25 protein-coding genes and 1 other RNA gene are annotated in these 24461 nt (G+C 69.2%); 7 read left to right on the top strand and 19 right to left on the bottom strand.

The window, feature by feature from the left end; all coding sequences use genetic code 11:
- Positions 1–208: 208 nt before the first annotated feature.
- The 5 genes from V6M57_RS17280 to dapF form a co-directional block, all read right to left on the bottom strand.
- Entirely contained in the window at positions 209–1246 is a 1038-nt protein-coding gene (locus tag V6M57_RS17280; RefSeq protein WP_332816239.1) for a glycoside hydrolase family 16 protein, read from the bottom strand.
- Positions 1247–1693: 447 nt separating this feature from the next.
- Complete coding sequence (locus V6M57_RS17285; RefSeq protein ID WP_332816240.1) at positions 1694–2353, bottom strand: helix-turn-helix transcriptional regulator; 660 nt, start codon at positions 2351–2353, stop codon at positions 1694–1696.
- Between the two features lie 212 nt (positions 2354–2565).
- Positions 2566–3501, bottom strand: a complete 936-nt coding sequence (locus V6M57_RS17290; protein ID WP_332816241.1) for a tyrosine recombinase XerC — start codon at positions 3499–3501, stop codon at positions 2566–2568.
- Positions 3502–3503: 2 nt separating this feature from the next.
- On the bottom strand, positions 3504–4202 hold the full coding sequence (locus tag V6M57_RS17295; protein ID WP_332816242.1) for a DUF484 family protein: 699 nt from the start codon (positions 4200–4202) through the stop codon (positions 3504–3506).
- A complete protein-coding gene (dapF, locus tag V6M57_RS17300; protein ID WP_332816243.1) occupies positions 4199–5068 on the bottom strand; it encodes a diaminopimelate epimerase in 870 nt (289 codons plus the stop codon). The genes V6M57_RS17295 and dapF overlap by 4 nt, the downstream gene beginning before the upstream one ends.
- A gap of 59 nt (positions 5069–5127) precedes the next feature.
- Here dapF and V6M57_RS17305 point away from each other — a divergent pair, with 59 nt between their 5' ends.
- The gene (locus V6M57_RS17305) at positions 5128–6762 is read left to right on the top strand and encodes an MBL fold metallo-hydrolase (RefSeq protein ID WP_332816244.1); all 1635 of its coding nucleotides are present in this window, start codon (positions 5128–5130) and stop codon (positions 6760–6762) included.
- 179 nt (positions 6763–6941) lie between these two features.
- Here V6M57_RS17305 and rnpB read toward each other — a convergent pair.
- Positions 6942–7274, bottom strand: an RNA gene (gene rnpB, locus V6M57_RS17310) — RNase P RNA component class A.
- Between the two features lie 63 nt (positions 7275–7337).
- On the opposite strand from rnpB, the gene V6M57_RS17315 reads away from it, so the two are divergent.
- From V6M57_RS17315 to V6M57_RS17330, 4 genes are all read left to right on the top strand, one after another.
- The gene (locus V6M57_RS17315; protein ID WP_332816245.1) at positions 7338–8993 is read left to right on the top strand and encodes an NAD(P)/FAD-dependent oxidoreductase; all 1656 of its coding nucleotides are present in this window, start codon (positions 7338–7340) and stop codon (positions 8991–8993) included.
- Complete coding sequence (locus V6M57_RS17320; protein ID WP_332816246.1) at positions 8990–9679, top strand: ProQ/FINO family protein; 690 nt, start codon at positions 8990–8992, stop codon at positions 9677–9679. The genes V6M57_RS17315 and V6M57_RS17320 overlap by 4 nt, the downstream gene beginning before the upstream one ends.
- Before the next feature lie 349 nt (positions 9680–10028).
- Positions 10029–10853 (top strand): IS4 family transposase, encoded by an 825-nt coding sequence (locus V6M57_RS17325; protein WP_332816247.1) that lies wholly within the window; start codon positions 10029–10031, stop codon positions 10851–10853.
- Complete coding sequence (locus V6M57_RS17330; protein ID WP_332816248.1) at positions 10817–11191, top strand: transposase; 375 nt, start codon at positions 10817–10819, stop codon at positions 11189–11191. Before V6M57_RS17325 ends, V6M57_RS17330 begins: the two co-directional genes overlap by 37 nt.
- A gap of 71 nt (positions 11192–11262) precedes the next feature.
- Here the strand turns inward: V6M57_RS17330 and htpX are convergent, their stop codons facing one another.
- The 12 genes from htpX to V6M57_RS17390 all read right to left on the bottom strand — a co-directional run bounded on the left by htpX (position 11263) and on the right by V6M57_RS17390 (position 22669).
- A complete protein-coding gene (gene htpX / locus V6M57_RS17335; protein ID WP_332816249.1) occupies positions 11263–12135 on the bottom strand; it encodes a protease HtpX in 873 nt (290 codons plus the stop codon).
- 99 nt (positions 12136–12234) lie between these two features.
- The gene (locus V6M57_RS17340; RefSeq protein ID WP_332816250.1) at positions 12235–12975 is read right to left on the bottom strand and encodes a DUF3025 domain-containing protein; all 741 of its coding nucleotides are present in this window, start codon (positions 12973–12975) and stop codon (positions 12235–12237) included.
- Positions 12960–13991: a dihydroorotase gene (gene pyrC, locus V6M57_RS17345; protein WP_332816251.1), complete on the bottom strand. Its 1032-nt coding sequence runs from the start codon at positions 13989–13991 to the stop codon at positions 12960–12962. Before pyrC ends, V6M57_RS17340 begins: the two co-directional genes overlap by 16 nt.
- 122 nt (positions 13992–14113) lie before the next feature.
- Positions 14114–14851 carry an amino acid ABC transporter ATP-binding protein gene (locus V6M57_RS17350; RefSeq protein WP_332816266.1) on the bottom strand — a complete coding sequence of 246 codons (738 nt, stop codon included), beginning with the start codon at positions 14849–14851 and terminating at the stop codon, positions 14114–14116.
- A gap of 29 nt (positions 14852–14880) precedes the next feature.
- Positions 14881–15552, bottom strand: coding sequence for an amino acid ABC transporter permease (locus V6M57_RS17355; RefSeq protein ID WP_332816252.1), 672 nt, complete (start codon positions 15550–15552; stop codon positions 14881–14883).
- Entirely contained in the window at positions 15553–16311 is a 759-nt protein-coding gene (locus tag V6M57_RS17360; protein WP_332816253.1) for an amino acid ABC transporter permease, read from the bottom strand.
- A 112-nt stretch (positions 16312–16423) separates the two neighbouring features.
- Positions 16424–17335: an amino acid ABC transporter substrate-binding protein gene (locus V6M57_RS17365; RefSeq protein ID WP_332816254.1), complete on the bottom strand. Its 912-nt coding sequence runs from the start codon at positions 17333–17335 to the stop codon at positions 16424–16426.
- 180 nt (positions 17336–17515) lie between these two features.
- On the bottom strand, positions 17516–18946 hold the full coding sequence (locus V6M57_RS17370; RefSeq protein ID WP_332816255.1) for an aspartate ammonia-lyase: 1431 nt from the start codon (positions 18944–18946) through the stop codon (positions 17516–17518).
- An 84-nt stretch (positions 18947–19030) separates the two neighbouring features.
- Entirely contained in the window at positions 19031–19993 is a 963-nt protein-coding gene (locus V6M57_RS17375) for a LysR family transcriptional regulator (RefSeq protein WP_332816256.1), read from the bottom strand.
- A 165-nt stretch (positions 19994–20158) separates the two neighbouring features.
- Complete coding sequence (locus tag V6M57_RS17380) at positions 20159–21100, bottom strand: threonine/serine dehydratase (RefSeq protein WP_332816257.1); 942 nt, start codon at positions 21098–21100, stop codon at positions 20159–20161.
- Between the two features lie 166 nt (positions 21101–21266).
- Complete coding sequence (gene ispH, locus V6M57_RS17385; RefSeq protein ID WP_332816258.1) at positions 21267–22208, bottom strand: 4-hydroxy-3-methylbut-2-enyl diphosphate reductase; 942 nt, start codon at positions 22206–22208, stop codon at positions 21267–21269.
- Complete coding sequence (locus V6M57_RS17390; protein ID WP_332816259.1) at positions 22205–22669, bottom strand: FKBP-type peptidyl-prolyl cis-trans isomerase; 465 nt, start codon at positions 22667–22669, stop codon at positions 22205–22207. The genes ispH and V6M57_RS17390 overlap by 4 nt, the downstream gene beginning before the upstream one ends.
- A gap of 51 nt (positions 22670–22720) precedes the next feature.
- On the opposite strand from V6M57_RS17390, the gene radC reads away from it, so the two are divergent.
- Positions 22721–23398, top strand: a complete 678-nt coding sequence (gene radC / locus V6M57_RS17395; protein ID WP_332816260.1) for a RadC family protein — start codon at positions 22721–22723, stop codon at positions 23396–23398.
- A gap of 33 nt (positions 23399–23431) precedes the next feature.
- Here the strand turns inward: radC and V6M57_RS17400 are convergent, their stop codons facing one another.
- Positions 23432–24079 carry a Smr/MutS family protein gene (locus tag V6M57_RS17400; protein ID WP_332816261.1) on the bottom strand — a complete coding sequence of 216 codons (648 nt, stop codon included), beginning with the start codon at positions 24077–24079 and terminating at the stop codon, positions 23432–23434.
- A 91-nt stretch (positions 24080–24170) separates the two neighbouring features.
- Here V6M57_RS17400 and V6M57_RS17405 point away from each other — a divergent pair.
- Positions 24171–24461 (top strand): hypothetical protein (locus V6M57_RS17405; protein ID WP_332816262.1); only part of this gene is annotated, 291 nt, incomplete at its 3' end.

Genomic DNA, 24461 nt, shown 5'->3' on the forward strand with positions numbered 1-24461 from the left:
GCCCGCGTCTGCCAGGCATTGGCCGCTGGCTGGACCGAGGGCTTGGGTGAGCATCAACCAGCATTGGAACGGGGGTGTCGCGCGGCGTGAATAGGACGTTTGTCCCCCTGTGGGGCCCTGACCGGGGCGGCGCCGCACCGCGCGTGCGGCGCAGCGCCCGGGGCGGGGTCTGCTCACCCCATCCGTACCCCGGGCGCTCCAGTGCGCGTTAGGCGGCGCGAACCCGGATGTAGTCGATGTCCATCGTCGCGGGGAACCGCGTGCTGCTGTCGGGCGAACCCGGCCAGCCGCCGCCGATCGCGAGGTTGAAGCACAGGTACATCGGGCCGCACAGGTCGCGGTAGCGCGCCACCATGCCGGCGCTCGCCTTGTGGGTTTCCACGCCGTCCACGTACCAGGCGATCTCGGTCGGGGTCCACAGCAGCCCGTAGGTGTGGAAGTCGGCCGAGTAGTCGAACGGCGCGACGTAGCCCTTGGTCTCGTACGGATGGCTCGACGCCCACCAGTCGTGCGCCGTCTGGTGGATCTTGCCGTCACCCACGCACTCGAAGATGTCGAGTTCGCCCATCTTGCCGTTGCTGGTGGACGTGATCCCGCCCGTCAGCCAGAACGCAGGCCAGAGGCCCTTGTCCTTTGGAATGCGCACCCGCGCCTCCCAGTAGCCGTACTTCTGCTCGAAGCCGCCGCGGGCGTCCCGCACCGACTGGCTGTCCCACCAGGCGCCCTTGGACGTGTCCAGCGAGCCCGACAGGTACGGCTTGGGCGAGCTCGAGTAGGTCGAGCGGATGCCGCTGATCGACACGCAGCCGTTGGCGACCTTGAAGGGGTTGTAGGGCGCGGGCGTGTACCGGCTGGTGGTGTACACCTGCAGCTCGTCGTTCCACCACCGGTAGCCGTTGGGGCCGTCTGGCTGGGCGTCGCCGCCGAAGTACTGGAAGTACGGGTCGAACGGCCCGCCGTCTGCGCGCAGCAGCGGCGCCAATGGATTCTCGAATTCCTGCTGGAAGGTGTAGATCTCCGAGGGAGCGGGAGCGGGAGCGGGAGTGGGGTCGGGCGCGGGAGCCGGTGCCGGCGTGGCCTTCTCATGTCCCGGGATCCTCCACTTGTTGGGGTTAGCCCGCGCCTCGGCATCGAGCAGCGACTCCGTCAGGGCCCCTTCGGACCCTTCTCCACCGCCGCCGCAAGCCGATAGCGCGGCCGCCGCCACGGCAGCCGAGCCACTCCGAATGAACAGTCGTCTTTGCATCCAATTTCCTCCTAGATGCGGTGCACCGCGGGATCGGCGCACCACTTGGTTGTCGTAGCCCGTGGCCGGAACTGCATGGCGCTTCTAGCTCGACAGGCGGGCGGACTCTAGGTGGAAAAGACGGTGCAGCTGGACGGTGGCCCTTCCGTAACGTAACGAGAATCTGGCGTTCTGTTTCATCCCTCACAGGCATTGGCAAGCCCGAGTGAAGGGATTTCACGTGCCGAAGGTGCCTGGAACGCGCGATTCATGCGCGAGTTGGGGCCGGAGCAGATTTCTGCTCCGGTACGAGCCGCTCAGCCGTTGCGGCGCCTGCCAGCCGGCAAAGAAGGCTGGCTCAGGAATTGTTACGTTTGCTCAACCGTTAGGCAGCGGCGCAGGGCCGAGCGCCCAGCGTGCTTGACGAAGTCCTGCAACGGGGCCTTGCTGCACTCCGGTCCCTTGGTCTCAACCACGGGATACGAATTTCGCGTCCTCGTCGAGGTGATGACGCAGCGCGAACTCGTGCAGGCTGAGGCGGTTCTGCACGCCCAGCTTGCCGTAGATGGAGGTGAGATGGTTGCGCAGGGTGTGCTCACTGATGCAAAGGCGGCTTGCCAGGACCTTGCCCGGCATCGTGCTGTAGCAGATCACTGCGAACACCAACTGCCGCTCCCGGAACGTGAGCGAGGCGATCCGGTCATGTTCGGCTTCCGCGTCCCTCTCTTGCGGCACATGGATCATGGCGAGATTGCACCTGCCCGATACGCCTGCACCGCAGGCGGTGCCGACGGCACGCAGCAGCTTCGCCGGGGAAGCGCCCCGCGGCAGCACGGCATGGGCGCCCGCCTGCCGCCAGTGCGACGCGTTGCCCAGCTCGCGCTCGGGAACTAGAAGCACGATGGGATAGTCACGGCTCACGCCGCGCAGTGTCTCGGCGTGCATCGGCTCATCGGCGTCGACGACCACCACGTCCGCCCGCACTTGCGTCAGGCTGACGGCCGCGTCTGCCAGCCGTGGCGTGCTGCCGACGATGCGCAACCCGGAGGGCGTCGTTCGCACCAGGTTTTCGAATCCCCAGCAAAGCAGCACAGGTGCGACCACAAAAACCCCGATTGAACTATGCATGAATGGTCTTCCCTTATTGCTCTGGGCCGTCATGCTAGGTGGCGCCAAACCACGGCACAGTCGCGCTTGCAGTCGGTTTCCTGCATTGCAGCTGAAAGCAACGCTGATCCGCTCAAGACCCTTGTACACGGGACCTGGAAGGCGATGCTGGTGCGTGAACACACGCCTGTTAGACGTTGAGCCAGCCAAGATCAGCGCACTAAGGGCAGCCCCTAGTCGCTTGCTCTCTTCGTCTTCGCCCGCGGGTGCGCCGCGTCGTACGCGGCAGCCAGGTGCTGGAAATCGAGGCGCGTGTAGACCTGCGTGGTGGCGATGTTGGCGTGGCCCAGCAGCTCCTGCACGGCGCGCAGGTCGCCGCTGGACTGCAGCACGTGGCTGGCGAAGGAGTGCCGCAGCATGTGCGGGTGGACCGGCGTGGCCAGGCCCGCGCGCAGGCTGCGCTGGCGCAGGCGCAGCCAGATCGCCTGCGCCGACAGACGCTTGCCGCCGCGGCCCGTGAACAGCGCCGGCGCTTCGCCGGCCAGCTGCGGCCGCAGCGCCAGCCAGCGCTGGAGGGCCTGCGCCGCCTTGCGGCCGATCGGCACCGTGCGCCGCTTGCTGCCCTTGCCCAGCACGTGGGCCTCCGCCGCCTGCAGGTCGACCCAGCCGCGCGCCGCCGCGCTGGCGGTGACATCGAGCCCCACCAGTTCGCCGACCCGCAGTCCGCAGCCGTACAGCAGCTCGACGATGGCGGCATCGCGCGCTTCCAGCGCGGGGTCGGCCTGCGCGTCCTGGTGTTCGGCCAGCTGCATGGCGTCGTCGACGCCCAGCGCCTTGGGCAGCGGCCGCGGCGACCGGGGCGCGCGCACGTCCTGCACCGGGTTGCTGGCCACCCTGCCATTGCGGCCCAGCCACGCATAGAAGCCGCGCCAGCCGGACAGGATCAATGCAATGCCGCGCCCGCTGCGCCCGGCGCCGTGCATCTGCGCCACCCAGCGCCGCACGTGCGCGTTCTGCACACGCGCCAGGCCGACGCCGGCTTCGGCGGCGTGCTGCTGGAGCTTGTGCAGGTCCAGCGCATAGAGTTCGACGGTGCGCTGCGCCAGGCGCTTGCCGACGCGCACGTGCTCCAGGTACTGCTCGACCAGGGCCGCGTCGTCGGTCTGCATCGCTATTCGTCGCGCAGGCGCGAGAGCGCCGCGGCCGCCAGGTCGGCCATGCGCTCCAGGAAGTCGGTGCCCATGCCGGCAGCGAAGCGCTGCGGGTCGGGCGAGGCCAGCACCAGCATGCCGAACGCGCGCGCCGCGCTGGGCAGCCCGTCCGCGCGCAGCGGCAGCATCGCCACCGACATGGCCATGGCCTTGTCCTGCAGCCAGTTCACCGCTTCGAAGCCGGAATTGACGCCGCAATACGGCTGGGTGAGCGACGAAGCGAAGCTCTTGGCGTCCTCCGTCACGCCGGTGGCGAAATCCTCGGCCGCGAAGGGCGCCGCCACGTCCCAGACCTTGATCGCGACCTGCGGCACCATGAACTGGGTCATGATCTCCGAGGCGATGGTGGCCGGCAGCGCGTGCCTGGATCTCACCAGCATGATGTTGCGCGTCCAGCGGTGCAACCGGTCGGCGATCACCACGTTCTCGTTGCCGTGCCGCACCATGTCCATGATGCGGTGCTCGAGCGCCTTGATCTTCTCGCGCAGCATCTCGGCCTGCCGCTCCTGCAGGCTGACGGCGCGGTTGCCGTGCGGGCTGGTCAGCTGCACGCTGGCCAGCAGCTGCGCGTGGCGCTCGAAGAAGTCGGGCGAGTTGGCCAGGTAGTCGGCGATGTCGTCTTCGGTGATGGGGGGCACGCTGGGGATGGGATGGGTCATTCGGGTACCTCGATCTCGCCTTCGAACACGGTCGCGGCCGGGCCGGTCATGAACACGGACGCATCGCCGCCGGCCCACTCGATGGTGAGCCGGCCGCCGCGCGTCTCCACGTCCACGCGCGGGTCCAGCCGGCCCAGGCGGATGCCGGCCACCACGGCCGCGCACGCGCCGGTGCCGCAGGCCAGCGTCTCGCCGGCCCCGCGCTCCCACACCCGCAGGCGGATGCGGCCGCGGTCGACGTATTCCATGAAGCCGGCATTGACGCGGCGCGGAAAGCGCGCGTGCGTCTCGATCAGCGGGCCCTGGCCGGCCACGGGCGCGGCCTCCACGTCCGCGACCTCCTGCACTGCATGCGGGTTGCCCATGGACAGCACGGCCACGGCGACCGGCGAGCCGGCGGCGCCCTCGCCCAGCACCAGCGGCCACTTCTGCCAGTCGCCGGCGGCCTGCGGCTGCAGGCCCTCGGCATCGAAGGGGATGGCCGCCAGCTCGAACACCGGCGGGCCCATGTCCACCGTGACGCGGCCGTCCGGGTTGAGGCGCGGCTCGATCACGCCCGACAGCGTCTGCACGCGCAGCGTGTCGCGCGCCGCCAGGCCCTTGTCGCGCACGTAGCGCACGAAGCAGCGCGCGCCGTTGCCGCACTGCTCGACCTCGCCGCCGTCGGCATTGTGGATCACGTACTCGAAGTCGATGCCGGGCCCGGGCGAAGGCCGCACCGAGAGGATCTGGTCGGCGCCGACGCCGAAATGGCGGTCGGCCAGGAAGCGGTACTGCGCCGGCGTCAGCTGCAGCCGGCGGCGGGTCTCGTCGAGCACGACGAAATCGTTGCCCGCGCCCTGCATCTTGGTGAACCGGATCCGCATGGGCCGGATTATCGCGGCAGCGGCGGCAATGGCACGGGCTTGTCTGCTGTAATGGCCCAATGGTCAGAGCCACCCAACTGCTGCATCCGCAGCGCGAACCCGTTCCCACCCGCGCCGCGGCCACCGTGCTGCTGATGCGGGACACGAACCGGGGGCCGGAACTGCTGATGACGCGCCGCTCGGCTTCGGCCAGTTTCGCGCCCGGCGCCTACGTGTTCCCCGGCGGCGGCATCGACCCGGCGGACGCCGCCGCGCATGCGATCGCGGCGCGCCGGCCGACCCAGAGCGACCTGCACCTGACCCAGGCCATCGCCGCCATCCGCGAGAGCTTCGAGGAGCTGGGCGTGCTGCTGGCCCGCCACGCCGACGGCCGCTTTGCCGGCCACGCCGACGTCGCCGCGCTGGACCGGCGGGGCCCCTTCGCCGAGCAATGCCGTGCCCGCGGCCTGACCCTCGCCGCCGAGCAGGTGTTCGTGCTGGCGCACTGGGTCACCGACCGCGACCTGCCGCGCCGCTTCGACGTGCCCTTCCTGGTGGCGCGCATGCCCGAAGGGCAGGAGCCCCGGGCCGACGAGGCCGAGCAGTTCGAGCCGGTGTGGGTGCGCCCGGCCGACGCGCTGGCCCGGCACGAGGCCGGCAGCTTCTTCATGATCTTCCCGACCATCCGCACGCTGGAGCGGCTGCGCCGCTTCGACAGCGTCGACGCGGTGCTGGCCGCCTGCACGAACGAGGAGCCGCTCTGGCGCAGCTGCCCGCGCGCCGGCTGGCTGGGCGGGCAGGAAGCCCGCTTCATGGAGCAGGACACGCCCTATGGCGAGCTGCAGCTGGTCTCGCCCGACGGCCAGATCGTCCACCACCTCGACTGGCAGAGCGACAGGCCCGTGGCGCTGCTGAAGAACGTGCAGCGCCTGACGGCGCCCAATCCGGGCTTCATGACGGGGCCGGGCACCAACAGCTACCTGGTCGGCGACGCCGCCACCGGCCACGTCGCCATCGACCCGGGCCCGGACGACCCGGAGCACCTGCGCAAGCTGTGGCAGGCCGCCGGCGGCGACATCCGGATGATCGTGTGCACCCATTCGCACCCGGACCACTCGCCGGGCGCGAAGCCCCTGCAGGCGATGTGCGAAGGCCAGCCGCCCGTCCTGGGCCTGCCCTCGCAGCCCACCGCCCGGCCGGGCAGCAGCTTCACGCCCGACCGGGCGCTGGACGACGGCGAGGTGCTGGCGCTCGAGGGGCCCGAAGGCAACGTGCACCACCTGCAGGTGATCCACACGCCCGGTCACGCCGCCAACCACCTGTGCCTGGTGCTGCTGGAGGACGGCCTGCTGTTCTCCGGCGACCACGTCCTCAACGGCAGCACCACGGTGGTCGATCCGCCCGACGGCGAAATGACCGCCTACCTCGATTCGCTGGACCGCCTGGATGCCGCCTGCGTGCAGCACGGCATCGAATTCATCCTGCCGGCCCACGGCCACGTGCTGGGATCGGCCCGCGGCGCCATCGCCCGGCTCAAGGCCCACCGGCTGCAGCGCGAAGCCAAGGTCATCGCCGCCATGCGCGCCCGCCCCGGCGGCTCGCTCGAAGACTGGGTCCCGCTCGCCTACGACGACGTCCCGCCGCGCGTGTGGCCGCTGGCGCAGCGCTCGCTGCTGGCCCACGTACAGCGCATCCAGGCGCTGGGACTGGCCTGAAGACGCCGCCGGAAATTCGTATCCGACCCCGATTTCTCCGACCGCAGGTCGAACCGTTCGCGCGGAATAGCATGCAGCGCGAACACCCTTTGGGCATGGATCCGGCTTTGCCGGTCCATGCCCAACCGATCAGAAACCCACATCAAAAAGCCGGGGCCCGCCAGGGCTCCGGCTTTTTGATGTGAAGCACCCCTATAGGCCGGATTCTGTGCGGCGCGGTTGCCCGCGCCGTGGCCGCCATTCCTCTGGGCCGGGGGTCGCCCCACCGGCTCGGTGCTACCTACCCGCCGACTCCCCGGGACCAGGTCGACGTCGGCCTACTTGGTATTGCTGCGCGTAGAGATTGCCCGTTTCACCCGGCGCGCCCCTGGGGGATGCGCCGACTCGTCTCTGTTGCTCTGATCCTCACCTCGCGGTGGACAGGTGTTGCCTGCTACGCTGCCCTGTGCAGTCCGGACCTTCCTCCAGTGCCGCGTTTCCGCGATCGCACCAGCGGCGGCCTGGCGTGCTTCACGCCGCGTATTATCCCGGACCCGCCGGCATCCTGCAGGCGGACTGCTTGATGAACACAAGCCGTGATCCGCATCTCCGAACTCAAGCTGCCCCTGTCGCAGGCCGAACACCCTGAACCGGCGCTGCGCGCCGCCGCGGCCATCCTGCTGGGCCTGGCGCCGGACGCCATCGCGCGGCTGGAGGTGTTCAAGCGCAGCTTCGACGCGCGCAAGGCCGAGCTGCAGGCGGTCTACATCGTGGACCTGGCCCTCGCCGACGCAGCGGCCGAAACCGCCGCGCTGCAGCGCCTGGCCTCGCACCCGCATGTCGCCGCCACGCCCGACATGGCCTGGCGGCCGCCCGTCCTCGCTGCGCAGGCACCGCCGCTGCGGCCGGTGGTCATCGGCTTCGGCCCGTGCGGCATCTTTGCCGCGCTGGTGCTGGCGCAGATGGGCCTGAAACCGATCGTGCTGGAGCGCGGCAAGCCGGTCCGGCAGCGCACCCGCGACACCTGGGGCCTGTGGCGCAGGCGCGAGCTGCAGCCCGAGAGCAACGTGCAGTTCGGCGAGGGCGGCGCCGGCACCTTCTCCGACGGCAAGCTGTACAGCCAGATCAGGGACCCGCGCTTCCTGGGCCGCAAGGTGATGCGCGAGTTCGTCCAGGCCGGCGCGCCCGAGGAGATCCTGTCCGTCGCGCACCCGCACATCGGCACCTTCAAGCTGGTGAAGGTGGTGGAGAACCTGCGTGAGCAGATCATCGCGCTGGGCGGCGAGGTGCGTTTCCAGCAGCGCGTCACCGACTTCCGGATCGAGGACGGCGCGCTGCGCGGCCTGGCGGTGCTGCACCAGGACACCGGCGCCACTTCCGAGCTGCGCGCCGACCACGCGGTGCTGGCCCTGGGGCACAGTTCGCGCGACACCTTCGAGGCCTTGCACGCGCGCGGCGTGCGGCTGGAAGCCAAGCCGTTCTCGATCGGCTTTCGCATCGAGCACCCGCAGGGAATGATCGACCGCGCCCGCTGGGGCCGGCACGCCGGCCACCCGTTGCTGGGCGCCGCCGACTACAAGCTGGTGCACCACGCCGCCAACGGCCGCGCCGTCTACAGCTTCTGCATGTGCCCGGGCGGCACCGTGGTGGCCGCGACCTCGGAGCCGGGGCGCGTGGTCACCAACGGCATGAGCCAGTACTCGCGCAACGAGCGCAACGCCAACGCCGGCCTCGTGGTGGCGATCGAGCCCGGCGACTATCCCGGCGGGCCGCTCGCCGGCGTGGCGCTGCAGCGCGAGCTGGAGTCGCGTGCCTTCGAGCTGGGCGGCGGCAACTACGACGCGCCCGGCCAGCTGGTGGGCGACTTCGTCGCCAGCCGGCCGTCCTCGCAATTCGGCGACGTGCTGCCCTCGTACCAGCCGGGGGTGAAGCTCGGCGACCTGCACCCTGCCCTGCCGCCCTATGCGATCGAGGCGCTGCGCGAGGCGCTGCCGGCTTTCGGGCGCAGGATCGCGGGCTTCGACCGGCCGGATGCCGTGCTGACCGGCGTCGAGACGCGCACTTCGTCGCCGGTGCGCATCCCGCGCGGCGAGGATTTCCAGAGCCTGAACCTGCGCGGCCTGTATCCGGCCGGCGAAGGCGCCGGCTACGCCGGTGGCATCCTGTCGGCCGGCGTGGACGGCATCCGGGTCGGCGAGGCGGTGGCATGCCGCATCGCGGGCCGCTCCGGCATCGAAGAAGCGAAGACATGAACGAAACCGACGACAAGACTCCGCCGGCACCGCCCGCCCCCACTCCGGCCGCGCAGGCGCCGGCCGCGGCAGCACCCGGCCCGGCCGCCGGCAAGGCGCGGCGCCAGAAGCCTGCGCGCAGCATCCACCCCCTGCTGCACACGCTGTTCGAGCTCTACCCGGGGCTGTTCGGGGTGCGCTTCCTGCCGCTCAAGCTGGGGGTGTTCGAGGACCTGGTCGCGGCCCATCCGGACCGTTTGCCGGCCGACGGGCTGAAGGTGGCGCTGGGCCTGCACACCCGCTCCAACCGCTACCTCGAAGCGGTGGCGTCCGGCTTGCCGCGGCACGACCTGCAAGGACGGCCGCTGGAGCCGATCGCGCCGGAGCACGTGCACCACGCGATCGTCGAGCTGTACCGGCGCAAGAGTTCCACGCCCCAGGAGCCGGCGGCACGCCAGCGTGCAGTTGCGCAGCTGGTACAGGCCATCGACCGGTCCGGGCTGGGGCGCGACGGCTACCGGGAGCGCTTCGGCGCTGCGCCGGAACCGGCCCGCGGCCTGCTGGAGGAGGCGCTGATGGCGCTCGGACAGAAGAGCGCCCGCGCGGAAGCCCTGCGCCGCGCCTTCACGGCCAGCGGCAAGACGGCGCAGGAGTTTGCCGAGATGTACGGGTTGGGCGCGGCGGAAGTCAAGCAGCTGGAGGGCTAGACGCGCTCCGGAACGCGTTTCAAGCATGTCATTGCGGCCTTGAGCCGCAATCCACCTCCCGCGGTGTAGTTCAGCGGCAGGAGGTGGATCCCGGCTTTCGCCCACTGCTGTCCGGAAACGCCGCTCTGTGGAGCGGCGTTTTCATTGGTGAAAACGCCACAGGTGCGTGGGGGCGACTTTATCCAGTACTGGATGAGCTTTAGGCCGCGCCAGTGCTGGATCACAGGGGCATACAGCTGGATGGAATTTGGCGCGCGCGTGAAGCGGCGCAGGTGAAAGGTGTTGCGGCTCCTGGCTGATGGGGGTTAGACCCCGAGTGCGACCTCAACAAGCAACCAGGAGACGCAACATGTTCAGCTTAAGCCGAGTGCATCAAGTGGTGCAACTGATTCCTTGGGCAACTTTCGATGCGGCTGTGAGCGCGCACAAGGCCGACCGCTATTGCAAGGGGTTCACCAGTCGTCACCATCTGCTGGCCATGACGTGCGCGCAGCTCAGTGGGGCAGACAGTCTGCGCACGCTGGAGGCCAGCTTCAACCCGCACCTGCGCGTGCATTACCACTTGCATGCGCAGCCGATCCGGCGCTCGACGCTGGCCGATGCAAACGCCAAGCGCAGCCCGTTGCCCTTTGCCGCCACGGCTGCCGCGCTCATGAAGCAGGCCGGCCGGTCCATTCGCGGCCAACGCGACCTGATGCTGTACTTGCTGGACTCCACCACCATCCGGCTGACCGGGCGCGGCTTCGACTGGACCCGTGCCAGTGCCACCCGGGATCGCGGCTTGAAGCTGCACGTGCTGTTTGCCGCCAAGACAGGCAGCCCGGTGCACCAGAGCGTCACCCCAGTGAACATCAACGACCTGGACGAAGGCAGGAAGCTGCCGATCGAGCCGGGAGCCACCTACGTCTTTGACAAAGCCTACTGCGACTACAACTGGTGGCACCGAATCGAGCGCAAGGGTGCGCGCTTCGTCACCCGTGCCAAGACCAACATTGGGTTGGTCCAGGTACGCCAACTCCCCATAGAGCCGGCCCACCGGGGCGTGATCCTCGGTGATGCCTTGGAGCGCTTCAAGTACAAGGCCAACAGGGCAGGACACCGCAACTCATACGCCGGTCTCGTGCGCCGCACATTCAGGTGGCCCGGGAGGACGACGCGCCGATATGGCTGCTGACCAATGACATCCACAGCCCAGCCAGCCAGATCGCCCAGCTGTACAAGGATCGCTGGAAGATCGAGTTACTGTTCAAGTGGATCAAGCAGCACCTGCAGGTCAAGCGCTATCTCGGTCGCAGCCACAACGCGGTGCACATCCAACTGCTGGTGGCGCTGATCGTGTACCTGCTGGTCCTGCTGTACCGCAACCGGCACCGACCTCAAACGTCCCTGTGGCAAGTGCTGGCCGAGCTCAGGCACTGTTTGATGCTGCCGGTCCAAGAGCAGCAATCAGCCTGGCTACGACGAAGACAGCAACAGGCTTACATCAGGCAGATCCAGCCTTTGCTGCTCTGAAAAATGGATCCCGGACAGCAGTGGGCTTTCGCCGGGATGACATCAAAGGGCGGGCGCCAGGGGCCCTCTCTTCAGCCCTGCGCCTGCTGCAGCGCCGCGATGCGTTCCTCGATCGGCGGATGGGTGGAGAACAGCTTGCCCACGCCGGAGGTGATGCCGGCGGTCTGCAGGCTCTTGGGCAGTTCGCCGGGCACCATGCCGCCCAGGCGCGCCAGGGCGTTGATCATGGGCTGGCGCCGGCCCATCAGGTCGGCCGAGCCGCGGTCGGCGCGGAATTCGCGCTGGCGCGAGAACCAGGCCACGATGATGGCGGCCAGGAAGCCCAGCAGGATGTCCAGCACGATGGTGGTGACGAAGTAGCCGATGCCGGGGCCCGAGCGCTGCTCGCCGCGGCTGAGCCAGCCATCGACGATGTAGCCGATCACGCGCGACAGGAACACCACGAAGGTGTTCATCACGCCCTGGATCAGCGTCATGGTCACCATGTCGCCGTTGGCGATGTGGGCCACCTCGTGGCCGATCACCGCCTCCACCTCGTCCCGGGTCATGCCCTGCAGCAGGCCGGTGGACACGGCGACCAGCGCACTGTTCTTGAAGGCGCCGGTGGCGAAGGCGTTGGGCTCGCCGGGGAAGATGCCGACTTCGGGCATGCCGATGCCGGCCTTGTCGGCGAAGCGGCGCACCGTCTCGACGATCCAGGCCTCGTCGGCCGAGCCGGTGCCGTCGATGACCTGCACGCCCGAGCTCCACTTGGCGATCGGCTTGGACAGCAGCAGCGAGATGAAGGCGCCGCCGAAGCCCATGACGAAGGCGAAGCCCAGCAGCGCGCCCAGGTTCAGCCCGTTGGCCGTCAGGTAGCGGTTCACGCCCAGCAGGCTGGCGACGATCCCCAGCACCACCACGACGGCGAGGTTGGTGGCCAGGAACAGGACGATGCGTTTCATAAGGCTCCGTTGACGAGGGTTTGCCGCGCGAAGATGAGGTGGCCGGCGGCCGAAATCAAGAGGCTGGGCCAGTGCACGAGGCCGGAATTCTGCCCTGTTTCAGCGCCGCCGCGGCCGGAAGACCGTCGAGTCGGCGTACCAGGAAAAGTTCTGGTTCTCCGGCCACCAGCCGGGAATGCCCAGCACCGGCAGCGGGGTGAACGGCTTGTCCGCCAGCCGCTGGGGCGTGCAGCGCAAGGACAGCCACGCATCGGCCTCCTCCGGCGTTGCCAGGGGGCACGGTTCGGCCCAGACATGGGCGGTCAGGTCCTTGCGCGGCCGGGCCAGTTTCTCCAGCAGCGCATGGCCGAACACCCGCACGCGCGCCTGCGCCCAGAGCGGGCGCAGGCCGATGAACAAGGCTTGCCAGTCGCGCGCCAGCAGTGCGTCCCACAGCGGCGGCGGTGCATCCAGCAGGGCGCCGTTCTCGTCGAAGACGGTGATCGCATCGCGCACCGGTCCGCGGCGGCCACCGATGCCGTCGCGATCGATCTGCTGCGCCTGCAGCGCGTTCAGCCGGCGCTTGGCCCGCGGCATGCGCAGCCAGCACAGGCCGTTGTAGAAGTCGTGCAGGTTGTCGCGGGTGGGGCAGGCTGCGCATTCGAAGACGAAACGCTCGTAGGGCTCGCCCTCCGGGAGCCGCGATTGGGCGACGAAGCGCACCGGCGACCCCGGCTCGGCGTTCAGGGCCTGCGCGACCGAAGATCCCCGGGCGACCCGGGCGGCCACCCGCTCGCCCGGCTCCTGCCAGCCGGCCAGCCAGGGCGAGCGCCAGTCCAGCGCCGCTAGATCGCCTTCCACCGCAGCGTCTCGCCGGCCCGCAGTGGCTTGAGCTGCGCATCGCCGAAGGCGTAGGCGTCGGGCACCGTCCACTCGGTGCGCTGCAGCGTCAGCGTGCCGGTGTTGCGCGGCAGTCCGTAGAAATCGGCGCCGTGGAAGCTGGCGAAGCCCTCCAGCCTGTCGAGCGCGCCGGCGGCTTCGAAGGCCTCGGCGTACAGCTCCATCGCCGCATGCGCGGTGTAGCAGCCGGCGCAGCCGCCGGCGTGCTCCTTCAGGTGCGCCGGGTGCGGCGCGCTGTCGGTGCCGAGGAAGAACTTCGGGTTGCCCGAGACCGCGGCTTCGACCAGTGCCAGCCGGTGCGTCTCGCGCTTGAGCACCGGCAGGCAGTAGTAGTGCGGGCGGATGCCGCCGGTGAAGATCGCGTTGCGGTTGTACAGCAGGTGGTGCGCGGTGATGGTCGCCGCCGTGAGCGCATCCGAGTCGCGCACGTACTGGGCGGCCTCCCGCGTGGTGATGTGCTCCATCACGATCTTCAGCCCGGGGAAGTCGCGCCGCAGCGGGATGAGCTGCTGCTCGATGAACACCGCCTCCCGGTCGAACAGGTCCACCTCGGGGGAGGTCACTTCGCCGTGCACCAGCAGCGGCAGGCCTTCGCGCTGCATCGCCTCCAGCGCGGGATGCGCCTTGCGGATGTCGGTGACGCCGGCGTCGCTGTGGGTGGTGGCGCCGGCCGGGTAGAGCTTGACGGCCACCACCCCGGCCTCGCGCGCGCGCCGGATCTCGTCCGGCGGCAGCCTGTCGGTGAGGTACAGCGTCATCAGTGGCTCGAAGTCGATGCCCTTGGGGACGGCCTCGAGGATGCGGGCCCGGTAGGCGGCGGCCTGGGCGGCGGTGGTCACCGGCGGCTTCAGGTTGGGCATGACGATCGCCCGCCCGAACTGGGCTGCCGAATGCGGCACCACCGTGGCCATGGCCGCGCCATCGCGCACGTGCAGGTGCCAGTCGTCGGGGCGCGTGATGGTGAAACTGTCGGACATGGGAACCGATTGTCCCAGACGACGGATGCGAGGCGTGGCCGCCGCCGCCGCGGGGCCGTCCGGAAAACTCCCGCTGGCTGAGCCTGTCGGCGCCCCCGACGAGGTTCAGGCAGGCGGCAACGCTAGTGCGCCAGGATCTTGTTCAGGAATTCCTTGGTCCGCGCCTGCCGGGCGTCGGGGTTGTCGAAGAAGTCGTCCTTGCTGCAGTCTTCCAGGATGCGGCCGCCGATGTCGATGAAGATCACGCGGTTGGCCACCTTGCGGGCGAAGCCCATCTCGTGGGTGACCACCATCATGGTCATGCCCTCCCGGGCCAGGTTGACCATCACGTCCAGCACCTCGCCGACCATCTCGGGGTCGAGCGCCGAAGTGGGCTCGTCGAACAGCATGACGATCGGGTCCATCGACAGCGCGCGGGCGATGGCCACGCGCTGCTGCTGGCCGCCGGACAGCTGGCCGGGGAACTTGTCCTTGTGCGCCATCAGGCCGACGCGGTCGAGCATCTTCAGCCCGCGCGCCTTCGCTTCGTCGGCGCTGCGGCCCAGCACCTTGATCTGCGCCAGCGTCAGGTTCTCGGTCACCGACAGGTGCGGGAACAGCTCGAAGTGCTGGAACACCATGCCGACGCGGCTGCGCAGCTTGGGCAGGTCGGTCCTGGGGTCGTTGACGGCGATGCCGTCGACGGTGATGGTGCCCTTCTGGATCGGCTCCAGCGCATTCACCGCCTTGATCAGGGTGGACTTGCCGGAGCCGGACGGCCCGCACACGACCACCACGTCGCCCTTGTCGATGCGCACCGAGCAGTTCTCCAGCACCTGCACCGGGCCGTACCACTTGGAGACGTTGTTGATTTCGATCATGGGTCTGTCGCTCATGGAACGGGCCTCGCTCAACGGATGATCTGTACCTTCAGCTGCACGCGGCGCACCAGCCACGACAGGCCCAGGCACATCAGGAAATACAGGATGGCGGCCAGCAGGTAGGCCTCCACGGGGCGGCCCAGGTTCTTGCCGGCGGTCTCGAAGCCCTTGAGCATGTCGTAGGCACCGATGGCATAGACCAGGGAGGTGTCCTGGAACAGGATGATGGTCTGCGTCAGGAACACCGGCAGCATGTTGCGGAAGGCCTGCGGCAGGATGATCAGCCGCATGTTCTGGCCGTAGGTCATGCCCATCGCATAGCCGGCATTGACCTGCCCGCGCGGGATGGACTGGATGCCGGCGCGCACGATCTCGGAGAAGTACGCCGCCTCGAAGGCAACGAAGGTGATCACCGCCGACATCTCGGCGCCGATGTGCCGGCCGATCAGGAACGGGATCAGCAGGAAGAACCACAGCAGCACCATCACCAGCGGAATCGAGCGCATGGTGTTGACGTACGCTGCGGCCGGCAGTTCGAAGGCCTTCATGCCGGACAGCCGCATCAGCGCCAGCACGGTGCCGAACGCGATGCCGCCGATGGTGGCCACCACCGTCAGCCAGAGGCTGAAGACGAAGCCCTTGTAGACGAACGGCGCCAGCAGTTGCCAGCTGAAGAAGGACAGGTCGAGGTTGCCGAGCATCTAGTGGCCCCCCGCCATGCCGCCCGCAGCGACGAAGCCCGGCACCCGCGACCGGGCCTCGATGAAGGCCATGATGCGGTTGATGACCAGCGCCGAGAACGCGTACAGCACCGTCACGGCCAGGTACATCTCGACCGGCGCCGCGGTCTCCTCGCCCGACTGCATGGCGAAGAAGGTCAGCTCGGTGATCGACACCGCGAACGCGACCGAGGAGTTCTTCATGATGTTCATGGACTCGCTGGTCATCGGCGGAATGATGATGCGCAGCGCCATGGGCAGCAGCACGTACCGGTAGGTCTGCAGGGTGCTCAGCCCGAGTGCCAGGCCGGCGTAGCGCTGCCCGCGCGGCAGCGCCTGGATGCCGGCGCGCACCTGCTCGGCGATGCGGGCCGAGGTGAACAGGCCCAGCGCCATGACCACCAGCACGATGGAGGGCACGTCCTTCATCACCGGAAAGATGCCGGGGATGACGAAGTACCACAGGAAGATCTGCACCAGCAGCGGGATGTTGCGGAACAGCTCGACCCAGGCATTGCCCAGGCGCACCAGCCAGGGTTTGTCGGGCAGGGTGCGGACGGTGCCGATCACCAGCCCGGTGAGCAGCGCCACCAGCAGCGCGAGCAGCGAGACGGTGAGCGTCCAGCCCCAGGCCGAGACGATCCAGTTCAGGTAGGTCTCGTCGCCGCCGCGGCCGAAGCAGCCCGTGACGGTCTCTCCGGTGGTGGTCTCCTTGCAGAAGACCTGCCAGTTCCAGGCCATGCGCTCCTCCTCTTCGTCTTCTTGACGCCCCGCCGCATCCGCCGCCGGGCGCCCCTCAAAAACAAGACCCCTGCCGAAGGCATCGGTCAGGGGTCCTGGGCGCCAGCTCGGCTTACTTCTTGGCGTAGTCTTCCATCGGCTTGTCGTTGGGGTTGGCCCAGGCGTCCTTGGTGCTCTCCGACAGGGCCAGGCCGACCTTCACGTTCTTGGGCGGGATCGGCTGCAGGAACCACTTGTCCCATAGCTTGTTCATCTCGCCGCTCTTGACCAGGCCGGCGATCACGTCGTTGCCCAGCTTCTTCAGGCCGGCGTCGTCCTTGCGGATCATGATGGCGATGGGCTCGACGTTGAGCACCTCGCCGACGATCTTGAAGTCGGCCGGGTTCTTGGCGTTGGCAATGTTGCCGGCCAGGATGGAGCCGTCCATCACGAAGGCGTCGGCGCGGCCCGATTCCATCAGCAGGAAGCTGTCGGCGTGGTCCTTGCCGAACACCTCCTTGAAGTCGACGCCGTTGGCGCGCTCGTGCTTGCGCAGGTGCTGCACGGACGTGGTGCCGGTGGTGGTGGCGATCGTCTTGCCCTTCAGGTCGGCGATGCCCTTGATGCCCGAGTTGGCCTTGACGGCGATGCGCACTTCCTCGACGTAGGTGGTGTTCAGGAAGCCGACGTCCTTGGCACGGGCGGCATTGTTGGTGGTGGAGCCGCACTCGATGTCCACCGTGCCGTTCTGCACCAGCGGGATGCGGTTCTGCGAGGTGACCGGCTGGTACCTGACCTCCAGCTTCTTGCCGGCCTGCTTTTCCAGTTCGGCCAGGATGCGCTGGCAGATCTCCACGTGGAAGCCGGCGTACTTGCCGTCGCCCAGCGTGTACGACAGGGCGCCCGACGACTCGCGTACGCCCATGGTGACCGAGCCGGTGGACTTGGCCTTGGCGATGGTGTCGGTGGCCTGCGCGAACGCGGTGCCGGTGGTGGCGGTGGCGGTGGCGGCGGCCAGGGTGGCGGCCAGCAGAACCTTCTTCATGGGGACCTCCTCAGGGAACTCGGTTTGGGGTGAACTGAAAACGAAATTCTAGGCATTCGGCGTTGCGGGAATACCCGAATCCGGCCGCCCCCGTTCATCCGCACGCGCAGCGGCGGGGATCCGGTGCCCTGCGGGAGTCCGCGAACGCAGACGCACACCCTCGCCGGGTCGCAGCGATGTTCAGCCGACCTTTTCGTCGCCGCCTTCCAGCCGCATCGGCTGGGTCAGCCTTTCGGGGACCAGCAGGGCTTCCATCTGCTCGCGCGTCAGGATGCCCAGCGATTCGGCGACTTCGTCGATGGGGGCGCCGGTGGCGATGGCGGTCTTGGCGATCATCGCCGCCTTTTCGTAGCCGATGATCGGGTTGAGCGCGGTCACCAGCGTCACCGACTCGCGCACCCGGCGCGCGAGCAGCTCGTGGTTGGCCTCGATGCCGGACACGCAATGCGCCTGCAGGGTGAGGCAGGCGTTGGACAGGTGCTGGATGCTCTTGTACAGGCTCCAGCCCATGATCGGCTCGAAGGCGTTGAGCTGCAGTTGCCCGGCCTCCGAGGCCATGGTCACGGTCATGTCGTTACCGATCACCTCGTAGGCGACCTGGTTCATCACTTCCGGAATCACCGGGTTGACCTTGCCCGGCATGATGGACGAGCCGGCCTGGCGCGGCGGCAGCCGGATGTCGCCGAAGCCGGCCTGCGGCCCGCTGGACAGCAGGCGCAGGTCGTTGCAGGTCTTGGACAGCTTGGTGGCCACCCGCTTGAGCACGCCCGACAGCTGCACGAAGGCTCCGGTGTCCTGGGTGGCCTCGACCAGGTTGGGCGACTTGATCACCGGGATGCCGCTGATGTCGGCCAGGTGGCGGCAGGCCAGCTCGGCGTAGCCGGCGGGCGAGTTGATGCCGGTGCCGATGGCGGTGGCGCCCAGGTTGACCTCCTGGATCAGGGCGCGCGCCTCGCGCAGCCGCGCCTCGTCCTCCTCCATCATCACCGCGTAGGTGGAGAACTCCTGGCCCAGCGTCATCGGTACCGCGTCCTGCAACTGGGTGCGGCCGATCTTGAGGATGTCCTTGAACTCGGCGGCCTTGGCCTCGAAGCCGGTCCGCAGGACGTCCATCGAATCGATCAGGCGGTCGATGCCGAACCACAGCGCCACCCGCACCGCCGTCGGGTACACGTCATTGGTGCTCTGGGAGGCGTTGACGTGGTCGTTGGGGTGCAGCACGTCGTAGCGGCCCTTTTCGAAGCCCATGTGCTGCAGCGCCAGGTTGGCGATCACCTCGTTGGCGTTCATGTTGGTCGAGGTGCCGGCGCCGCCCTGGATCACGTCGACCACGAACTGGTCGTGGTACTGGCCCGCGATCAGTTCCTCGCACGCCGCCATGATGGCGTAGGCGCGGGCCTCGTCGAGCACCCCCAGTTCCAGGTTGGTGCGGGCGGCGGCCTTCTTGACGAAGCCGAAGGCGCGCACCAGTTCCGGCATGGCCGAAACGGGCGTGCCCGAGATCGGGAAGTTCTCGACTGCGCGGGCGGTGTGCACGCCCCACCAGGCGTGCGCGGGAATCTGCTTTTCGCCGAGAAAGTCGCGCTCGATGCGGGAGTCGTCGTTGGGCATGGTGCTTGGAAAGTGGCGTCGAAATGTAGCGGCGGCATCACCCGCCAGCCAATGCCGATTGCGGGCCAGCCTTATGCGAAAGATTTATGACTTGCCGGCCACCGCCCGCGCCGGCGCCGGCTCGCTCGCGGCCTGCCCGGCCAGGTAGGCCCAGAGCGCCTGCACGGTGCGCTTGGGCGCCTCCCGCGGGGAGGGTCTTTCGCGGTAGGCCCGGATGTCCATCGCCATCTCCAGCGCGGTGCCGGCAGGGGTGGCCGGCACCAGCTTGCGTGCGCGCAGTTCCTTCTTCACCGCGCTGTAGGGCAGGAAGGCGACGCCATGGCCCTCCAGCGCCATCACCTTCAGGCCCTCGGCCATGTCGGTCTCGTACACGCGGTCGAGGTGGATGGCCGTGGGCGACTGCTTGAGGATCAGGTCGGCCACCCGCCCCAGGTAGGCGCCGGGCGCGTAGCCCAGGTAGGGCAGCGGCTGGCCGGCCCGGCCGGGCAGCTTGAACAGCGGCTCGCCGTCGGGGCCCGGCTTGCAGTAGGGCGCGAGCACTTCCTCGCCGAGCGTGACCATCTCGTAGCGGTCCGCGTCCAGCTGCAGCGGCTGCGAGACGTGGTGGTAGGCGATCAGCACGTCGCAGCCGCCCTCGACCAGCCGCATCACCGCGTCGTGCACGTTCAGCGCGATCAGGCGGCTCTTGATCGGCCCGAACTTCTCGCGCAGGCTGGAGACCCAGGCCGGGAAGAAGGTGAAGGCCAGCGTGTGCGGCACGGCGAACTCGATCACGTCCTGCCCGGCGGTGGAGTGGCCGCGCAGCATGGCGCGCGTGCTTTGCAGCGCCTGCAGCATTTCCAGCGATTGGGTGTAGAGCGTCTCGCCGGCCGGGGTGAGGCGGGTGGGATAGGAGCTGCGATCCACCAGGTCGGTGCCCGCCCAGGCCTCCAGCGCCTGGATGCGGCGCGAGAACGCCGGCTGCGTCACGTGGCGAAGCTGCGCCGACCGGCTGAAGCTGCGTGTTTCGGCCAGGCTGACGAAGTCTTCGAGCCATTTGGTTTCCATGGCCGATTATTGTCCCGTTGGACAGACGTGACCGAAGCCCATGTCATTGCGGGCTTGATCCCGGATCGGGGTTGTGTCCGCAGCAGGCCAGCCGTCGCTCACCCATGCGCTGAACGGGCCGGTATGACATGAAAAGGTGGAACCGGGCGCACTCGCCGCCAGCACTCAAGCGAGGCTGGCCGGGTCCAGGTTGGCGCCGCAGATCACCAGCGCCACGGCTTCGCCCGCCGCCGGCCGGTAGATGCCTTGCTGCAAGGCGGCCAGCGGCAATGCGGCCGCGGGTTCCGCGGCCAGCTTCAGCTGCTGCCACAGCCAGAGCTGGGCGGTGCGGATCGCTTCGTCCGGCAGCAGCAGCGATTGCGGCACCCAGCGCTGCGTGATGTCCCATGCCAGCGCGCCGACGCGCCTGGCGCCGAGCGAATCGGCCGCGATGCCGCTGACGGCGACGTCGACCGGCTCGCCGGCCTGGCGCGCCCGGTGCAACGTGGGGGCGAGTTCCGGCTCCAGCCCGACCACGCGGCTGCGGTCCTGGTACCAGGCCGCCACGCCGGCGATCAGCCCGCCGCCGCCCACGCTCACCAGCACCGAACCGGGCACCCGCCCGCCCTGCTCTTCGATCTCGCAGGCCAGCGTGCCGGCGCCGGTGACCACCTCGGGCTGGTCGTAGGCATGCGTGAGCAGCGCCCCGGTTTCCCGCTGGCGCGCCAGGCAGGCGTCCAGCGCCTCCGCATAGACCGCGCCCGCCAGCACCACCTGCGCGCCCAGTTCGCGCAGCCGCGCCTGCTTGGCCGGGCTGCACACCGTGGGCACGAACACTTCACAGCGCACGCCCAGCTCCCGCGCCGCCGCGGCGGTGGCGATGCCGGCATTGCCACCGGACGCCACGATCACGCCGCTGGCCGGGATCGGGTTGGACAGCAGCCGGTTCAGCATCCCGCGCGCCTTGAAGCTGCCCGAGGCCTGCAGGTGTTCCAGCTTGAGCCAGACCTCGGAAGCCTGCACGCCCAGCGCGCTGCCGGGCAGCTTCCACAAGGGGGTGCGGCGGATGAAGTGGGGGAACCGCTCGCGGAAGACGCGGGCGGCGTGCTCGATGGCGGCTGGATTCATGGCACCCTGGCCACCAAGCCGGCGCCGGACCGTGTCCTGCCGGGCTTGACCCGGCATCCACCTCCCGATGCGGACCTATTCGCCGGCAATGGATTGCGGCTCGCGGCCGCAATGACAAAGTCCGGGTCGGGCCCGCCAAGCCAAGACGGCGCGTCGCGCGCAGCCCTCACAGCTTCAGCCCCTTGGGCAGCGGGAACTTCATCGTCTCCTGCACGCCTTCCATGCGCTGCAGCGCCACGCCGGCGCCGAGCGAGCGGATGCGCTCGATCACCTGCTGCACCAGCAGTTCGGGCGCCGAGGCGCCGGCGGTCAGCCCGACCCGCTTGCGGCCGACCAGCCACTCGGGATCGAGCTCCTCCGCGCTGTCGACCATGAAGGCGGGCACGCCCAGCTTGCGCGCCAGCTCGGCCAGACGGTTGCTGTTGCTGCTGGTGGGGCTGCCCACCACGATCACGACATCGACCTGGCGCGTCATGAGCTTGACCGCGTCCTGCCGGTTCTGCGTGGCGTAGCAGATGTCCTGCTGCTTGGGCTCGCGGATGGCGGGAAAGCGCCGGCGCACGGCGGCCGAGATCTCGGCCGCGTCGTCCACCGACAGCGTGGTCTGCGTGACCAGCGCCAGCCGCTCGGTCTGCGAGGGCTGCACGTGCTGCACGTCGTCCACGTCCTCCACCAGGTGGATGCCATGGTCCAGCTGGCCCATGGTGCCCTCTACCTCGGGGTGGCCCTTGTGGCCGATCATGATGAACTCGTAGCCTTCGCGGGCGAGCTTGGCCACTTCCATGTGCACCTTGCTCACCAGCGGGCAGGTGGCGTCGAAGATGTCGAAGCCGCGCCGGCGCGCCTCGTCCTGCACCGCCTTGCTGACGCCGTGCGCCGAGAACACCAGCGTGGCGCCGGCGGGCACCTCGTCCAGGTCCTCGATGAAGATCGCGCCCTTGGCCTTCAGGTCGTTGACCACGTAGGTGTTGTGCACGATCTCGTGGCGCACGTAGATCGGCGCGCCGAACTTGGCGAGCGCCCGCTCGACGATCTCGATGGCCCGGTCCACGCCCGCGCAGAAGCCGCGCGGCTCGGCCAGGATGATCTGCTTGGTACCGGTGTTCATAGCACGCCGATCAGCTGGACCTCGAAGGTCACCGCCTGCCCCGCGAGCGGGTGGTTGAAGTCGAACAGCACGGCGTCGCTCTCGCCCTCGCGCCCGACCTGCCGCACCGCGCCGGCGTAGCTGCCGCTGCCGTCGGGCGTGGGGAACTCGACCACCTCGCCGACGTGGTAGTCGTCCTGCGGGTCCCCCATCTCGCGCAGCAGCTTGCGCGCCACCCACTGGACCATGTCCGGGTTGCGCTCGCCGAAGGCCTCGCCGGCGGCCAGCTGGAAGGTGGCCCGGGCGCCCTCCTCCAGCCCGAGGAGGCGCTGCTCCATCGCCGGCGACAGCTCGCCCGTGCCCAGTGTCAAAGTCGCGGGCTTGTCGTGGAAGGTGTTGATCACGTCGCCGCCTGGGCCGGCCAGGCGGTAGTGCAGCGTCAGGAACGAGCCCGGCTGCACGCGGGGCGTAGGAGATGGCATGGCAAGGGTGATTCTAGGTGGCGCACGGCCCCTGCCGGGTTGACAAGGCACATGTCCCTCCACGACATCCCCGCCGACGCCCGCCCGCGCGAGAAGCTGCTGGCCCGGGGCGCAGCCGCCCTGTCCGACACCGAACTGCTGGCCTTGCTGCTGCGCACCGGGCTGGCCGGCAAGGGCGTCTTCGCGCTGGCGCAGGAACTGGTCGATGCCTTCGGCGGCATCGCCGGTCTGCTGCACACCCGCCCCGAGGACCTCAAGCGCATCAAGGGCCTGGGCGGCCCGGCCAAGCGGGCCGAGCTGGTCGCGGTGCTGGAGCTGGCGCGCCGCGCCATGGCCCAGCAATTGCGGGCGCGCGAGGCGTTCAGCTCGCCCGACGCCGTCAAGCACTACCTGCAGCTGCACCTGGCCCGCCAGCCGCACGAGGTGTTCGCCGTCATGTTCCTGGACGCCCAGAACCGGCTGATCGAGATGGAAGTGATGTTCCGCGGCACCCTGACCCAGACCTCGGTTTACCCGCGCGAGATCGTGGTGCGCGCCCTGCAGCACGAATCGGCCTCCGTCGTGCTGGCGCACAACCACCCCAGCGGCACCGTCAACCCCTCGCGCGCCGACGAGGCGCTCACCCAGACCCTGAAGGCCGCCCTGGCGCTGGTCGACGTGCGGGTGCTGGACCACGTGATCGTCGCGCCCGGGCAGGCACTGTCGATGGCGGAGCGGGGGCTGCTGTAAAGCCGGGCGGCCGACAGCCCTTGGCGCGAATGCCTAGACGCCGGGCCCCAGGGGCTTGAGCAGCACCACCAGCGCCCCGGCACCGCCCTCGTCGCCGCGGGCCTGCACGAAAGCCAGCACTTCCTTCTTCTGCACCAGCCAGCCCTGCACCCTGGCCTTGAGCACCGGGGTCTTGCCGGGCGAGCCCAGGCCCTTGCCGTGCACCACCCGCAGGCAGCGCACGCCATGCCGGTGCGCTTCGCGGATGAAGGCCGAGAGCGCCTCGCGCGCGTCCTCCCGGCGCAGGCCGTGCAGGTCGATCTCGCGCTGGATGCTCCAGTGCCCCTTGCGCAGCTTGCGGGTCACGTCCAGCCCGATGCCGGGGCGCCGGAAGCTCAGCGCATCGTCCACGTCCAGCAGCGTGCTGGCGTCGAAATCGTCGCTCAGCGACTCGGCCAGCACGCGCTGCTCGTCCAGCTGCTGCTGCACCGGGATCGGCGGCGGCTGCTCGCCGGCCAGCAGCACGCGGGGCGGGTGCCGCAGGGGCTGCACGTCGCCGGCGGCGCGCACGAACAGGTTGCGCTCGGCGGCTGCCTGGCGCATCGCCGCCTCGCGCGCAGCCGCCTCCTGCGCGTCCCGCTGCTGCTGCTCCGCGAGCTTGCGCTGGATCTCCTGCAGGTCGCGCAGCGACTTGGCCTTCATGGCGCGCCGGCCGGCCAAAAACGGGTCGTCATGCAGGGATTGTCGCAGCCGGGCTGCTTGAAAAACGGGCAGCCGGCCCGAACTGGGCGCCATGAACACGCCACTGACCGCCCACCGCAACCTGGTCACGCTGGTGCAGATGCTCCGCAAGCTGGAGCGCAGCCGCGTGCCGGTGGACCCCGAGCAGTACCGCTCGGTGGTCACCCACATCCAGGACGAACTTCGCGCCCACCCCCGCGACGCCGGCCTGGAGGCCCTGCTGGCGGCCGTGCCGGAGCTGGCCGAGCTGTACGAGAACCTGAACTACGAGCTGGCGGGGCTGTGCCGGTCGCCGCTGGAGGTGGCGGTGCGGGCGGAGCAGGCGGCGCGGGAGGTGATTGGG

It is taken from the genome of Ramlibacter sp. (genome assembly GCF_036676645.1).
Taxonomy (GTDB): domain Bacteria; phylum Pseudomonadota; class Gammaproteobacteria; order Burkholderiales; family Burkholderiaceae_C; genus Ramlibacter.